The organism is Microbacterium sp. JAI119, from assembly GCF_013410135.1.
GTDB lineage: Bacteria > Actinomycetota > Actinomycetes > Actinomycetales > Microbacteriaceae > Microbacterium > Microbacterium oxydans.
The window spans coordinates 57,551-70,076 of record NZ_JACCCK010000002.1 but is presented as its reverse complement, the minus strand read 5'-3'; the positions used below and the strand labels follow the sequence as shown (position 1 = coordinate 70,076).

12 protein-coding genes and 1 pseudogene are annotated in these 12,526 nt (G+C 68.1%); 7 read left to right on the top strand and 6 right to left on the bottom strand.

Features of this window, described 5'->3' with window-relative positions; all coding sequences use genetic code 11:
• Nucleotides 1-200 precede the first annotated feature (200 nt).
• From HDC31_RS11185 to HDC31_RS11165, 5 genes and pseudogenes are all read right to left on the bottom strand, one after another.
• Entirely contained in the window at nt 201-440 is a 240-nt protein-coding gene (locus HDC31_RS11185; RefSeq protein WP_113681217.1) for an acyl-CoA carboxylase subunit epsilon, read from the bottom strand.
• Nucleotides 437-2,026, bottom strand: coding sequence for an acyl-CoA carboxylase subunit beta (locus HDC31_RS11180; protein WP_374168968.1), 1,590 nt, complete (start codon nt 2,024-2,026; stop codon nt 437-439). The genes HDC31_RS11185 and HDC31_RS11180 overlap by 4 nt, the downstream gene beginning before the upstream one ends.
• Nucleotides 2,027-2,107: 81 nt before the next feature.
• On the bottom strand, nt 2,108-3,091 hold the full coding sequence (locus HDC31_RS11175) for a hypothetical protein (protein ID WP_113681218.1): 984 nt from the start codon (nt 3,089-3,091) through the stop codon (nt 2,108-2,110).
• A gap of 80 nt (nt 3,092-3,171) precedes the next feature.
• Nucleotides 3,172-3,866 (bottom strand): annotated as a pseudogene (locus HDC31_RS11170) (NTP transferase domain-containing protein).
• Between the two features lie 179 nt (nt 3,867-4,045).
• The gene (locus tag HDC31_RS11165; RefSeq protein WP_179516114.1) at nt 4,046-4,960 is read right to left on the bottom strand and encodes a hypothetical protein; all 915 of its coding nucleotides are present in this window, start codon (nt 4,958-4,960) and stop codon (nt 4,046-4,048) included.
• Here HDC31_RS11165 and HDC31_RS11160 point away from each other — a divergent pair.
• From HDC31_RS11160 to HDC31_RS11150, 3 genes are read left to right on the top strand one after another with little or no spacing between them, the layout of a single operon-like run.
• A complete protein-coding gene (locus HDC31_RS11160) occupies nt 4,950-6,023 on the top strand; it encodes an ABC transporter ATP-binding protein (RefSeq protein ID WP_113681223.1) in 1,074 nt (357 codons plus the stop codon). The genes HDC31_RS11165 and HDC31_RS11160 overlap by 11 nt on opposite strands.
• Nucleotides 5,999-7,564, top strand: a complete 1,566-nt coding sequence (locus HDC31_RS11155) for a hypothetical protein (protein ID WP_113681220.1) — start codon at nt 5,999-6,001, stop codon at nt 7,562-7,564. Before HDC31_RS11160 ends, HDC31_RS11155 begins: the two co-directional genes overlap by 25 nt.
• A 40-nt stretch (nt 7,565-7,604) precedes the next feature.
• Nucleotides 7,605-7,871, top strand: coding sequence for a DUF3039 domain-containing protein (locus tag HDC31_RS11150; RefSeq protein ID WP_026049764.1), 267 nt, complete (start codon nt 7,605-7,607; stop codon nt 7,869-7,871).
• Nucleotides 7,872-7,873: 2 nt separating this feature from the next.
• Here the strand turns inward: HDC31_RS11150 and HDC31_RS11145 are convergent, their stop codons facing one another.
• Nucleotides 7,874-9,199, bottom strand: coding sequence for a nicotinate phosphoribosyltransferase (locus HDC31_RS11145; protein WP_061018238.1), 1,326 nt, complete (start codon nt 9,197-9,199; stop codon nt 7,874-7,876).
• A 63-nt stretch (nt 9,200-9,262) separates the two neighbouring features.
• Here HDC31_RS11145 and murI point away from each other — a divergent pair, with 63 nt between their 5' ends.
• The 4 genes from murI to HDC31_RS11125 all read left to right on the top strand — a co-directional run bounded on the left by murI (nt 9,263) and on the right by HDC31_RS11125 (nt 12,502).
• Nucleotides 9,263-10,093 (top strand): glutamate racemase, encoded by an 831-nt coding sequence (murI, locus tag HDC31_RS11140; protein WP_046748971.1) that lies wholly within the window; start codon nt 9,263-9,265, stop codon nt 10,091-10,093.
• A 52-nt stretch (nt 10,094-10,145) separates the two neighbouring features.
• Nucleotides 10,146-10,883 (top strand): ribonuclease PH, encoded by a 738-nt coding sequence (gene rph, locus HDC31_RS11135; RefSeq protein ID WP_046748972.1) that lies wholly within the window; start codon nt 10,146-10,148, stop codon nt 10,881-10,883.
• Between the two features lie 2 nt (nt 10,884-10,885).
• Nucleotides 10,886-11,479, top strand: coding sequence for an RdgB/HAM1 family non-canonical purine NTP pyrophosphatase (gene rdgB, locus HDC31_RS11130; protein ID WP_046748973.1), 594 nt, complete (start codon nt 10,886-10,888; stop codon nt 11,477-11,479).
• Between the two features lie 102 nt (nt 11,480-11,581).
• Nucleotides 11,582-12,502: a cation diffusion facilitator family transporter gene (locus HDC31_RS11125; RefSeq protein WP_046748974.1), complete on the top strand. Its 921-nt coding sequence runs from the start codon at nt 11,582-11,584 to the stop codon at nt 12,500-12,502.
• The last annotated feature ends 24 nt before the right edge of the window (nt 12,503-12,526 follow it).

The following is a 12,526-nucleotide window of genomic DNA, read 5'->3' as shown; positions in this document are numbered from 1 at the left end:
ACGGCACCGTCGCACGCCGCGGAGCACGCAGGTCTTCACGAGGGGGGATCCGTCCGGCTCTCGAAGAGGGGCGGACGAGGCGGCGACGGGGACGCGGCCGCGCAGGGCGCTGGGGGTCCTGCGACGATCGTCGACGTGGTTCGTGAAGCGGAGGGTTCGCGGACCACGCCGACGGCGTTCTTTCCGTGTTCCGAGCGGCGTCAGCCGGAGAAACGGCCCCACGGTATGTCGCGACGGAGCTGGCGACGCAACGGACGCTGCGTCCTGGCCCAGGCGGAGACGGCGGGCTCGTCGGCCACGGCTGCGGCCTCCTCGGTCGCGTACGCCTCGCTGATCACCGCGATGAGAGCGGCGAGCTCCTCCTCGGTGGCCGCGCCCCGGGTGATGTCGAGCAGCGGCGCGTCCGAGGAGGGGCCGCCCTGCGGGTTGTGCTCGGTCACAGGGGGATGTTCCCGTGCTTCTTCGGGGGCAGCTCCGCGCGCTTTCCGCGCAGGGCGCGCAGGGCCTTGGCGATCGAGACGCGGGTGTTGGCCGGTTCGATGATGCCGTCGAGCTCCCCGCGCTCAGCTGCCAGGAAAGGAGACGCCACGTTGTAGGTGTACTCGTTCGCGAGCCGGGTGCGCACGGCGGCGACGTCCTCGCCGGCCTCCTCCGCCTTCTTGATCTCACCGCGGTACAGGATGTTGACCGCCCCCTGACCGCCCATGACCGCGATCTCGGCGGTCGGCCAAGCGAGGTTCACATCCGCGCCGAGCTGCTTCGAGCCCATCACGATGTACGCACCCCCGTAGGCCTTGCGCAGGATGACGGTGACGAGGGGCACGGTGGCCTCCGCGTAGGCGTAGAGCAGCTTCGCACCGCGGCGGATGACGCCGGTCCACTCCTGGTCCGTGCCGGGAAGGTAGCCGGGCACGTCGACCAGCGTGACGATCGGGATCGAGAAGGCATCGCAGAATCGCACGAAGCGACTGGCCTTCTCGCCTGCCTCGATGTTCAGGGTGCCGGCCATCTGCGACGGCTGGTTGGCGATGATGCCGACCGAGCGACCTTCGACACGACCGAAGCCGATCACGATGTTGGGCGCGAACAGCGGCTGCACCTCGAGGAAATCGCCCTCGTCGACGACGTGCTCGATCACCGTGTGGATGTCGTAGGGCTGGTTGGTCGAGTCGGGGACGATCGTGTTGAGCACGCGATCGGCGTCTGTCGTCTCGAACTCGAACGCGCTCTCGTACGACGGGAGTTCCGCCATGTTGTTGTCCGGGAGGAAGCTCAGGAGCGTGCGCGCGTAATCGATGGCGTCGTCCTCGTCTTCCGCGAGGTAGTGCGCGACACCGGATCGGGTGTTGTGGGTGTAGGCGCCGCCCAACTCCTCCATCCCCACGTCTTCGCCGGTCACGGTCTTGATCACATCGGGACCCGTGACGAACATCTGGCTGGTCTTGTCGACCATGATGACGAAGTCGGTCAGAGCGGGGGAGTACACCGCACCACCCGCGGCCGGGCCCATGATGATGGAGATCTGCGGGATGACACCGGAAGCGCGGGTGTTCAGGCGGAAGATCTCACCGTACTTGCCGAGCGCGACGACGCCCTCCTGGATGCGCGCGCCGCCGGAGTCGAGGATGCCGATGCAGGGCATCCCTCCGGCGAGGGCGAACTCCATGATCTTCACGATCTTCTCGCCGGCGACCTCGCCGAGCGAGCCGCCGAAGGTGGAGAAGTCCTGCGAGTACACCGCGACGGTGCGCCCGTTGATGGTGCCGACGCCGGTGACGACGGAGTCGCCGTAGGGGCGGGAGCGATCCATGCCGAAGGCCGTGGTGCGGTGGCGTACATACTCATCGAACTCGACGAAGCTTCCCGGATCCACGAGCAGCTCGACGCGCTCGCGGGCGGTCATCTTGCCCTTCGCGTGCTGCTTCTCCTTCGCCTTCGCTTCCGCGTCGACGACGGCTTCCGTGTAGCGAGCGCGCAGGTCCGCGATCTTGCCGGCGGTGGTAAAGAGGTCGGGCTTGTCCGTCACGGATTCCACCCTATCGTCGGCTCGCCCCCCGCTGTTGGATGCTCGCCACAACGGCTCAGCGGATCCTTTGGCGACCTGCGCTCAGCGCTCTTCGCGCTCGTCGCCGGGGTTCGAGGGCAGGGAGTGGTCGCCGGTGCCGGCCTCGAGCTCTTCGGACGGGCTCTCTCGTCGGCGACCTGCACGTCCGCCGACACGGTGCCCGACCCACTCCGCGCCTCGTGCCACGGTGCCGGCGGCACCCACCACCGCGTTCCCGGCGTAGCGGGCGCCCCGGAGCATCCGCAGCTCGAGCTTCTCGGCCCCGGGGACAGGCTCCAGCTCGAGCGGCAGGTCGATCGGCGCAGAGCCGAAGGCCTTGTGCGAAGTGGTCAGCACGCGGCGGCCGAGGATGTTGTTCCCCGCGCCTCCGATCGCGGCGCCGATGCCGAACGGGAGAGCCTTGCCGATCACCGACGCGCCTCCCTTCGCCGCGAACTGCTTCACGAACATGCTCTTGAGCTGGTCGACGAGGGGGCCGACTGCGGCACGGGGGAGGGATTTCGTGACGAGCTCACCCCAGTACGAGGACCTGCTGCCGCCGCGCCCAGCGACCTGGCCGGCGAGCTGTCCGACGAGGTCGACGCCCTCCTTGCCGAGCATCAGCGTCATCACCAGGGCGCGGGCGCGATCCGGGTTCGCCACGGCGATCCCGTGCACCTCGGCGACCGACTGGGCGAACAGGGCGGTGGACTCCACGAAACCCACGGTCTCGACCCCGGAGAGGGCGAGGGTGACACCGGTGCCGATGCCCGGCACGACGGCGGTCGCTCCCACCGCCGCACCTCCGGTCGTCACGGCCGCGAGGTAGCGCCGCTCGAGGATGCGGATGAGTTCCGCGGGTGAAGCCTGGGGATTGCGCAGCCGGATGCTGCGGATGTGCGCGAGGACGAGTGGGCGCTGGATCGCCAGCACGCGATCGAGACCACGCACCATCATCGGGTGCTCCGCCGAGCCGGCGGGGGGAACGCCCTTGTCCCACGGAGCGTCGTCCGGGAGCGAATGGATCTTGTGCACCTTGGGGGCCATGCAGAGATCCTATGGAGACAGCCCGCGAAAACGCCGAAAGCCCGGTCCCGCGAGGGGGACCGGGCTTTCGTATCGTTCGATCAGACGAAGAGGTTCGCGCGCTCCAGGTCTTCGGCGAAGTCGACCTCGACCGCGTACAGGTCGGAGACGTCCATCGGCTCGAGCAGCAGGCCGTCCTCGGCGATCGCGAGTTCGAGGCCGCGCTCGAAGTAGTCCTGGTCCTCCACCCGCTGCAGCTGGCGCATGAAGGCCTTCTTCTGCGCGGAGGAGAGATGTAGTTGATGCCCACAGCCTCGCCCAGTCCGCCCTTGACGGTCTTGGACAGTTCGTTGATGAAGCCCTCGGCGGTGACCGTGTACTTCACCTCTTCGTCGCTGACCTTGGAGGTGTTCACCGTGACGAAGGACTGGTCGCGCTCGATGTACTCGAGAGCACGGCCGAGGATCATCGGGTCGAAGACGACATCGCCGTTCATCCACAGCACACCGCCGCGACCGGTGGCACCGAGGGCGCGCAGCAGGCTCTTGGACGTGTTGGTCTCGTCGTAGCGCTCGTTGTGGACGTAGTTCACGTGCGGGAAGGCATCGATGATGGTCTCGGCGCGGTAGCCCACCACGGTCGTGATTCGGGCGTCGGAGCCGAATGCGGCCCGGATGTTGTCGTGCTGCTGGCCCATGATCGTGCGGCCGTCGCTCAGTTCGGTGAGCGGCTTCGGCAGCGCGCGGCCGAGGCGCGAGCCCATTCCGGCGGCGAGGATGACGGTCTGAAGAGTCACGAGTGCTCCTAAAGGAAGTTGTGTTCACGGTCGATTAACCGACCAGACACTTCGTCGTGCCGCGTTCATGGTATCGATTCCGCCTGGGAACCTCAGGGCCAGGAGGGCCCCGTTGTCATTTCGTGATCGACTACACACGTGATGCACAGGCTTGCGACCACCCTGCAATCGCTGTGAAGTCACAGCATCCGAGGGCAGTTTATTGCGCGGCGGCCTTGGCGCACAGCCGCCCGTTGATACCGTAGGACGGTGACTGCCTCCCCTGACGACCGCACCGCCCAGGTGGACCTGACCGAGACCGCGCAAGAGAAGACGTCGGCGAAGCGCCCGCCGGTGAAGAAATCGAGTTCCGACGAGGCATCGGCGGCCGGGACGACGGCGAAGCGACCTGCAGTGAAGAAGCCGGCCGCGAAGAAGCCGGCCGCGAAGAAGCCCGCCGCGAAGCGTCCGACCACGAGCGGAACCACGACTGCCGCGAAGACATCGACCGCGAAGACATCGACCTCGAAGACGTCGACCGCGAAGGCTGCGGCGGAGAAAGCCGCACCGACTGCCGACATCGTCGTGGAGCCTTTGGTCAAGGCGTTGCCCGACCAGAACGGAACGCCCGCCGCTGCCGCGCGCAGCGGCGCAGCCAGTCGCACCACCGCAGCGAAGAAAACGGCACCGAAGTCGACGACGAAGACGGCTGCCAAGACGACGACGGCCAAGGCGACGGCGGCAAAGACCACGGCCGCGAAGACCACGGCCGCGAAGACCACGGCCGCGAAGACAGCTGCCGCGAAGACAGCTGCCGCGAAGGCGACTGCTGCGAAGTCGACTGCTGCGAAGTCCACGGCCGCGAAAGCTTCGGCGGCGAAAACGGTGGCGGCGAAAGCGGCCGCCTCCAAGGCTGCAGCGACGAAGTCCACTGCTCGCGCGGCCGCAGCCAAGTCCACGGCGGCGAAGACAGCGGCGGCGAAGGCCGCGGCAGCGAAGAATGCTGCAGCGAAGAAGGCCGCCGATGAGGCGGAGAAGGCGGCGGCGGACGCGGCGAAGAACGCCCCGGAGTCTCCGAGCCTCGAAGCGGCTCCGGTGGACCCGATGCGTGCCACCGAGACAGCCGCAGTATCGGTGCTGCCGGTCGAAGTCACCTCGGCGCCGGAGCCCGTGGCTGAGCCTGCTCCGGAGCATGATGCGATCGCCGAACCCGAACCCGAACCCGAGCCGGTTGCCGAGCCTGTCGTTGCACCCGCCCTCGCGGCGGAGGTCGCCGGCGCCGAACCGGTCGAGGCCGAGCCGATCGTCGAGGAGCCGATCGAGTCGGGAACGTCCGCGTCGGTCGAGGTCGTCGAGGCTGAAGGGGGTTCGGACGACGCGGCTTCCGAGGTCGTGGATCCCGTGGACGGACTCTCCGGGGGCGAAGCGATCACCATCCGCGGCCTCGTCAAGCAGTTCGGAGACAACCGCGCCGTCGACGGCATAGACCTGACCGTGCCGGCTGGATCCTTCTACGGGGTGGTCGGCCCCAACGGGGCGGGAAAGACCACGACTCTCTCGATCGTCGCCGGGCTCCTGCGCGCAGACGAGGGCAGCGTCGTGATCTGTGGCATCGACCAGGCGAAGCAGCCGCTGGCCGCGAAGAAGCTGATGGGCGTGCTGCCGGACAGGTTGCGCACGTTCGACCGCCTCACCGGTCGTCAGCTGCTGTACTACTACGGGCTGCTGCGCGGCCTTGCGGCTGATGTGATCGAGAAGCGCGCGGCAGATCTCGCTCGGGCGTTCGACCTCGGCGATGCGCTCAGCCGCGTCGTCTCGGACTACTCGGCGGGCATGACGAAGAAGATCATGCTGGCAGGGGCGATGATCCATTCCCCGCGCGTGCTCGTGCTCGATGAGCCGTTCGAATCGGTCGATCCCGTCTCCTCGGCGGTGATCCTCGACATCCTCCGTGCGTATGTGTCGCACGGTGGCACGGTGATCCTCTCCAGTCACGGCATGGATCTGGTGGAGCGCGTCTGCTCCCGCGTGGCCATCATCGTCGGAGGGGAAGTGCTGGCCGAGGGGACCGTCGACGACGTGCGCGCAGGGCAGACGCTCGAGGCGCGCTTCGTCGAGCTCGCCGGCTCCAGCGGAGAGGTGGAGGGGCTCGAGTGGCTGCACACGTTCTCCGACTGAGGCTCGCGCTTCTGATCGGAACTCTGCGCGGCGACCGTCGGGTCCGTTCGATCATCTCGTTCGTCGCTGTCGTCGCGATCACGTCCGTGGTGTGCATCGCGGTCTTCAGCCTGTCGTCCGCTCCGGTGCCGGTCGCCCGTGCGGTCACCGTCCTCGGTGGCGCTGCCCTTCTCGTCGGTTTCCTCGTCGGACCGCTCCTCGTCGGGGCAGTCGACCAACTCGATCCTCGCCGCTTCGCGGTCTTCGGCGTCGATGAGCGGCAGATGCCGTGGGTACTCACGCTGGCCGCATTCGTGAGCGTGCCCAGCCTCGCGCTCCTCGCCGTCTACATCAGCGTCTGCATCGTCGCGATCGATGCCGGGACGCCATGGCCTCTCGCGATCCTGATGACGGTCGTCGGCGTCGTCACGACGATGCTGGTCTCGCGGATCGGAATGGCGCTCAACGCCCTGCTCCTTCCCGAGCGTCGATCACGAGAGCTCACCGCGCTGTTCGCGCTCGCCCTGATCGTGATCGCGTTCCCCGTGGCTGTGTTCTTCGGATCCCTTCGCTGGGACGGCCTGGTGCCCCCCTCGCTGGCGACCCTTTCCAGCGTCTTCGGCTTCAGTCCGTTCGCGGCAGCGCCGGCATTCCTCTTCGACTCCGCGGCAGGGGCGACTGCTTCGGCGTGGGTCACCGGGATCATCGCGGTCCTCACCGTCGTGCTCCTCGGGATCGCGTGGGCATGGCTCGTCCGGCGACTCCTCACGACGACCGAGCGCCCGGTCGCCTCGCGGGAGCGCACCGGGCTCGGCTGGTTCGGGCTGCTGCCGTCGAACGCCTTCGGGGCGATCGCCTCGCGAAGCCTCGTGTACTGGCTCCGCGACCGTCGCTACATCATGAACATCATCGTGGTCCCGGTCGCCGGTGTGCTCACGGTGCTGCCGCTCATCGTCGCCGGTGTCCCGGTGGAGATCGCCGCGCTGGTCCCCGTTCCGGTGATGGCACTGTTCTTCGGATGGTTGCCGCACAACGACGTCGCCTACGATTCGACGGCCCTGTGGACGCACGTGGCGAGTGGCGTCCGGGGGCTGCCCGATCGTCTCGGTCGCCTCGTGCCCGTGCTGCTCGTCGCCATTCCGGTGCTCGCGATCGCTGTGCCGCTGAGCCTCCTCCTGGTGGGGAACTGGAGTCTCCTGCTGCCCATGGGCGGTGTGGCCGCCAGCCTCCTCTTCAGTGCACTCGGCATCTCGAGCATCGTCTCCGTCGTTGCGCCCTACGCGGTCTCACGGCCCGGAGACAGCCCGTTCCAGCAGCCGCAACGGCCGACATCCCGCGGGATCTACGGACCGGCCGCGACGTTCCTCGGGGCGATCGTGCTGAGCGCGCCCACCATCTGGCTGTTCGCTGCCACGATCCTCGAGGGGTCGGCGTATGCACCGGCCACCTTCTGGGTCGGGCTCCTCGTCGGCCTCGGGGTGCTGGTGCTGGGCGCCGTCATCGGCGGCCGCATCTTCGAGCGCAGCGGAGAGCGTCTCATGGAGTTCGTCGAGACGGCATGACGACCACCCGCGAGGCTTTCGACGCGGCTAGACTCTCGGGATGAGTACTCCGCTGGACAGCCCCGATCAGGGCGGCGTGGCAACGCTTGATCGCGAACTGGAAGAGCTCCTCCGCGAGGAGAACCTCGAACCGGGCGACCATGAGCGCTTCTCGCATTATGTGAAGAAGGACAAGATCCTCGAATCCGCGATCACCGGCAAGCCGGTGCGCGCGCTGTGCGGCAAGAAGTGGACCCCGGGGCGCGACCCGGAGAAGTTCCCGATCTGCCCCACGTGCAAGGAGATCTACGAGTCGATGATCGGCTGACCTCAGTCGGCTTCGACGTACACGGTGGGGATCGCAGGGTCGGATTTGCTCAGCGCGAGAGCCCGCACCGGCAGTTCTTCGCGCACCCGAAGGTGATGAGCGCGAGCGGCCGCGGTACCCGCGACCCCCTCGTACGACGTATCGATGTCGCCGGCCTCGACGAAGGTGACCTGCAGCGGTCGGCCGTCGGGGTGGTCGGCTGCCGTGTCGAGCTGCTCGAAGCCGTCCGAGACGACGACCGTCTCCGCCGTGGCGACTCCGTCCGCAAGGGTGCGGAACGCCGACTTGCGTCCGCCGTGTGACGCCTTGTCCGCCGATGCCTTGGCGACGCCGACCCACGACCCGGCGGCATCCTGGCGCGCCACGAGCTTGTAGACCATGCTCGCTGTCGGGTATCCGGAGCCGGTCACGACCGATGTGCCCACCCCGTACGCATCGACCGGCGAAGCGGCGAGAGCGGCGATCGCGTACTCGTCGAGATCGCTGGTCACCGTGATGCGCGTCGATGTGGCACCGAGCTCGTCCAGCTGCGCCCGGACATCGGCGGCGACGATCGGGAGGTCGCCCGAGTCGATCCGCACACCACCGAGCTCCGTTCCGGCGACGCGGATGGCGGTCTCGACGCCGGTGCGGATGTCATACGTGTCGACGAGCAGGGTCGTGCCGGAGCCCAGACTCTCGACCTGGGACCGGAACGCCTCCTCCTCGGTGTCGTGCAGCAGCGTCCAGGAGTGCGCGGCCGTCCCCATGGTGGGGATGCCCCAGCTTCGTCCCGCCTCGAGATTGCTCGTGGCGCCGAAGCCCGCGATGTACGCAGCGCGCGCCGCCGCGACCGCGGAACGCTCGGCGGCCCGACGGGAGCCCATCTCGGCCAGTGGACGCTCGCCGGCGGCGATGCTCATGCGCGACGCGGCAGTGGCGACGGCGGAGTCGTGGTTGAGCACGCTCAGCGCGAGCGTCTCGAGCACGACCGCGTCCGCGAACGTTCCCTCCACGGTGAGGATGGGGGAGCCCGGGAAGTACAGCTCGCCCTCGCGATAGCCCCGGATCGAGCCCGTGAACCGGTAATCCTCGAGGTGCTTCAGCGACGCCGGGTCGACGACCGCCTCGTCGCGCAGGAAGCGCAGCTCGTCCTCACCGAAGCGGAAGTCGCGGAGGAGGCCGAGAAGCCGGCCAGTACCGGCGACCACACCGAAACGGCGGCCACCGGAGAGGCGTCGGGAGAACAGCTCGAACACGCTGGGGCGGAAAGCAGTGCCGTCCCGAAGGGAGGCGGCGAGCATCGTCAGCTCATAGCGGTCGGTGAGCAGCGCCGTCGACGTGGTCATGCGCTCAGTTTAGTGAGCACCCCGATGCGCGCGGCGGGCCACGCGCAGGTAGGCTGGGGAGTCATGAACGACGCGCCGATCGGGATCTTCGACTCCGGTGTCGGCGGGCTCACGGTGGCGCGGGCCATCCGCGCCCAGCTGCCCCGAGAGTCGTTCGTCTACATCGGCGACACCGCGCACTCGCCGTACGGGCCGAAGCCCATAGCCGATGTGCGCCGCTACTCGCTCGAAGTGCTCGACACGCTCGTCGACCAGGGCGTGAAGATGCTGGTGATCGCGTGCAACACCGCCTCCGCGGCCATGCTGCGCGATGCTCGGGAGCGCTACGACATCCCCGTGGTCGAAGTGATCGGTCCCGCGGTGCGCCGTGCCGTGTCGACGACCCGCAACGGTCGCGTCGGCGTGATCGGCACGGTCGGCACGATCGGCTCGCGCGCCTACCAGGACATGCTCGAGGTGAACGAGCGGCTGCAGGTCTTCACCGCTGCATGCCCGCGCTTCGTCGAGTTCGTCGAAGCCGGTATCACCGGCACGCCCGAGGTGCTCGCGGTGGCCGAGGAGTACCTCGCCCCCCTCCGTGATGCAGACGTCGACACACTCGTGCTGGGCTGCACGCACTATCCCTTCCTCCGTGGTGCCATCAGCTACGTCATGGGCGAGGGCGTCACGCTCGTCTCCAGCGACGATGAGACCGCCGGCGACGTCTATCGTCAGCTCGTCCGCGGTGACCTGCTCGCCTCACCGGATGCGACCGCAAGCTACGTGTACGAGGCCACGGGGGCCGCGACCGACGACTTCACCGCGCTGGCCAACCGACTGATGGGGCACGAGGTGCGCGATGTGCAGCTCGTGCAGACCGGCGTCATCACCCTCCCCGACACCGCCTTCGAGTAATCCCGATCGTCTCGCTCCGACGCGATCAGCCATCCCGACCTGAGAGAAGCACATGTCCGAAATCGTCCGCGTCGACGGCCGCTCCACCGATCAGCTGCGCGAGATCACCATCGAGCGCGGCTGGAGTGCTCACGCCGAGGGATCGGCATTGATCAGCTTCGGCGGCACCAAGGTGCTGTGCACCGCGTCCTTCACCAACGGCGTGCCGCGGTGGCTGACCGGCAAGGGCAAGGGATGGGTCACCGCCGAGTACTCCATGCTGCCGCGCGCCACGAACAGCAGGAACGACCGCGAGAGCGTCAAGGGTCGCATCGGCGGACGCACGCACGAGATCTCCCGGCTGATCGGCCGCGCGCTCCGCGCGGTCGTCGACACGAAGGCCCTCGGCGAGAACACCATCGTCATCGACTGCGATGTGCTCCAGGCGGATGGCGGCACCCGTACGGCAGCCATCACCGGTGCCTACGTGGCGCTCGCGGACGCGATCGAATGGGGTCGGGAGAAGAAGTTCATCGGCAAGAACTCCACCCCGCTGCTCGACTCGGTCGCCGCGGTGTCCGTGGGCATCATCGATGGCGAGCCCATGCTCGATCTGGCATATGTCGAGGATGTGCGCGCGGAGACCGACATGAACGTCGTGGTCACCGGCCGTGGACTCTTCGTGGAGGTGCAGGGGACTGCGGAGGGAGCGCCGTTCGACAAGCGTGAACTCGACGCGCTCCTCGAGCTGGGGCTGGGCGGATGTGCCGATCTGAAGGACGCGCAGCTGGCCGCACTGGCGGGGGAGTGACGATGCAGGTCGTGCTCGCGACGCACAATCCGCACAAGGTCGCGGAGTTCCAGCAGATCGTGGAGCGGACACGTCCTGATCTCGAGATCATCGGTTACGACGGCCCTGAACCCGTCGAAGACGGCGTGACATTCGCTGAGAATGCGCTGATCAAGGCGCGGGCGGCCGCAGCGCACACGGGGCTTGCGGCCCTCGCCGACGACTCCGGCATCTGCGTCGACGTCCTCGGCGGCTCTCCGGGGGTCTTCTCCGCGTACTGGGCCGGGCAGAAGAAGGATGCGACCGCGAACCTCGAACTGCTGCTCGACCAGCTGCGCGACATCGCCGACCCGCACCGCGCCGCGCACTTCACCTCCACCATCGCCCTCGTGCTGCCGGACGGCCGCGAGCAGGTCGTGGAGGGGCGGTGGCCGGGTCGCCTGGCGCACGCGGCGTCGGGAACGGGCGGCTTCGGCTACGACCCGATCTTCGTGCCGGATGGCCAGCCTGCAGGGGAGGAGCGCTCGGTGGGCGACTTCTCCTCCGCGGAGAAGCAGGAGCAGTCGCATCGTGCACGCGCCTTCGCCGAGCTCGTTCCGCTCCTCGCAGCACTCTGACGCGTCGGCCGCGGAAAAGTGCTGCTGAAGCTGAGAATCGTTACCCTTCCCGACTAGCCGCAAGACGCCTTCCCAGGCTGTTTCCCGGTCTAGCCTGGTGGCATGCACGATCACGCACCCGCGCCCGGCGGCATCCGTTCGGCCAGCAGCAGACGACTGCTCGCGATCTCTCTTTCCCTCACGGCGACGGTGATGGTCGTGCAGGTCGTGGGCGCGCTGCTCTCCGGGTCGCTCGCGCTGCTCGCAGACGCCGCGCACATGTTCACGGATGCATCCGGCCTCGTCATCGCCTTGATCGCCGCGACAGTGGCAGCGCGCCCGGCGGATGACCGTCGCACCTTCGGGTATCAGCGTGCCGAGGTCTTCGGTGCGCTGATCAACGCGATCATCCTCATCGCCCTGGCGACGTGGGTCGCGATCGAGGGCGTAGGGCGTCTGATGAATCCGGGGGAGGTCGAGGTCGCCGGCGGACTCATGCTGGTCGTCGCGGTCGTCGGTCTCCTGGCGAACGCCGTCTCGATGTGGCTGCTGAGCCGCGCGCAGCGCACCAGCATCAACGTGCGAGGGGCCTACCTGGAGGTGATGGGCGATCTGATCGGGTCGGCTGCCGTGATCGTGGCCGCTGTCGTCATCCTCCTCACCGGCTGGATGCCCGCGGATGCGATCGCGTCCCTCTTCATCGCGGCGATGATCATCCCCCGGGCCATAGCGCTGCTTCGGGAGGTGTTCTCCGTGCTCGCAGAGTCGGCCCCGAAGGGCACGGCGGTGAGCGAGATCCGTACGCACCTGCTCGGATACGACGGCGTCGTCGGTGTGCACGATGTGCACGTGTGGCAGCTGACTCGCGGAGCGCCCGTGTTCACCGCCCACGTCAGCGTGGAGCCGGCGCTCTTCGCCGACGGACGCTCGTCGCAACTGCTGACCGAGATGCAGGCGTGTCTCGCCGACCACTTCGACGTCGAGCATTCGACCTTCCAGATCGAGCCCGCCGAGCAGTCCGACTGCGAACCGCACCACGCCTGATCCGGCGCCGTGATCTCGGGTCAG

Excerpts from the sequence above, each read along its gene's own strand:
- HDC31_RS11175 (WP_113681218.1), bottom strand. The coding sequence starts at position 3,091 with ATGGCCCCCAAGGTGCACAAGATCCATTCGCTCCCGGACGACGCTCCG.
- HDC31_RS11160 (WP_113681223.1), top strand. The coding sequence starts at position 4,950 with ATGCGTGCCACCGAGACAGCCGCAGTATCGGTGCTGCCGGTCGAAGTC.
- HDC31_RS11150 (WP_026049764.1), top strand. The coding sequence starts at position 7,605 with ATGAGTACTCCGCTGGACAGCCCCGATCAGGGCGGCGTGGCAACGCTT.
- HDC31_RS11145 (WP_061018238.1), bottom strand. The coding sequence starts at position 9,199 with ATGACCACGTCGACGGCGCTGCTCACCGACCGCTATGAGCTGACGATG.
- murI (WP_046748971.1), top strand. The coding sequence starts at position 9,263 with ATGAACGACGCGCCGATCGGGATCTTCGACTCCGGTGTCGGCGGGCTC.
- rph (WP_046748972.1), top strand. The coding sequence starts at position 10,146 with ATGTCCGAAATCGTCCGCGTCGACGGCCGCTCCACCGATCAGCTGCGC.
- rdgB (WP_046748973.1), top strand. The coding sequence starts at position 10,886 with ATGCAGGTCGTGCTCGCGACGCACAATCCGCACAAGGTCGCGGAGTTC.
- HDC31_RS11125 (WP_046748974.1), top strand. The coding sequence starts at position 11,582 with ATGCACGATCACGCACCCGCGCCCGGCGGCATCCGTTCGGCCAGCAGC.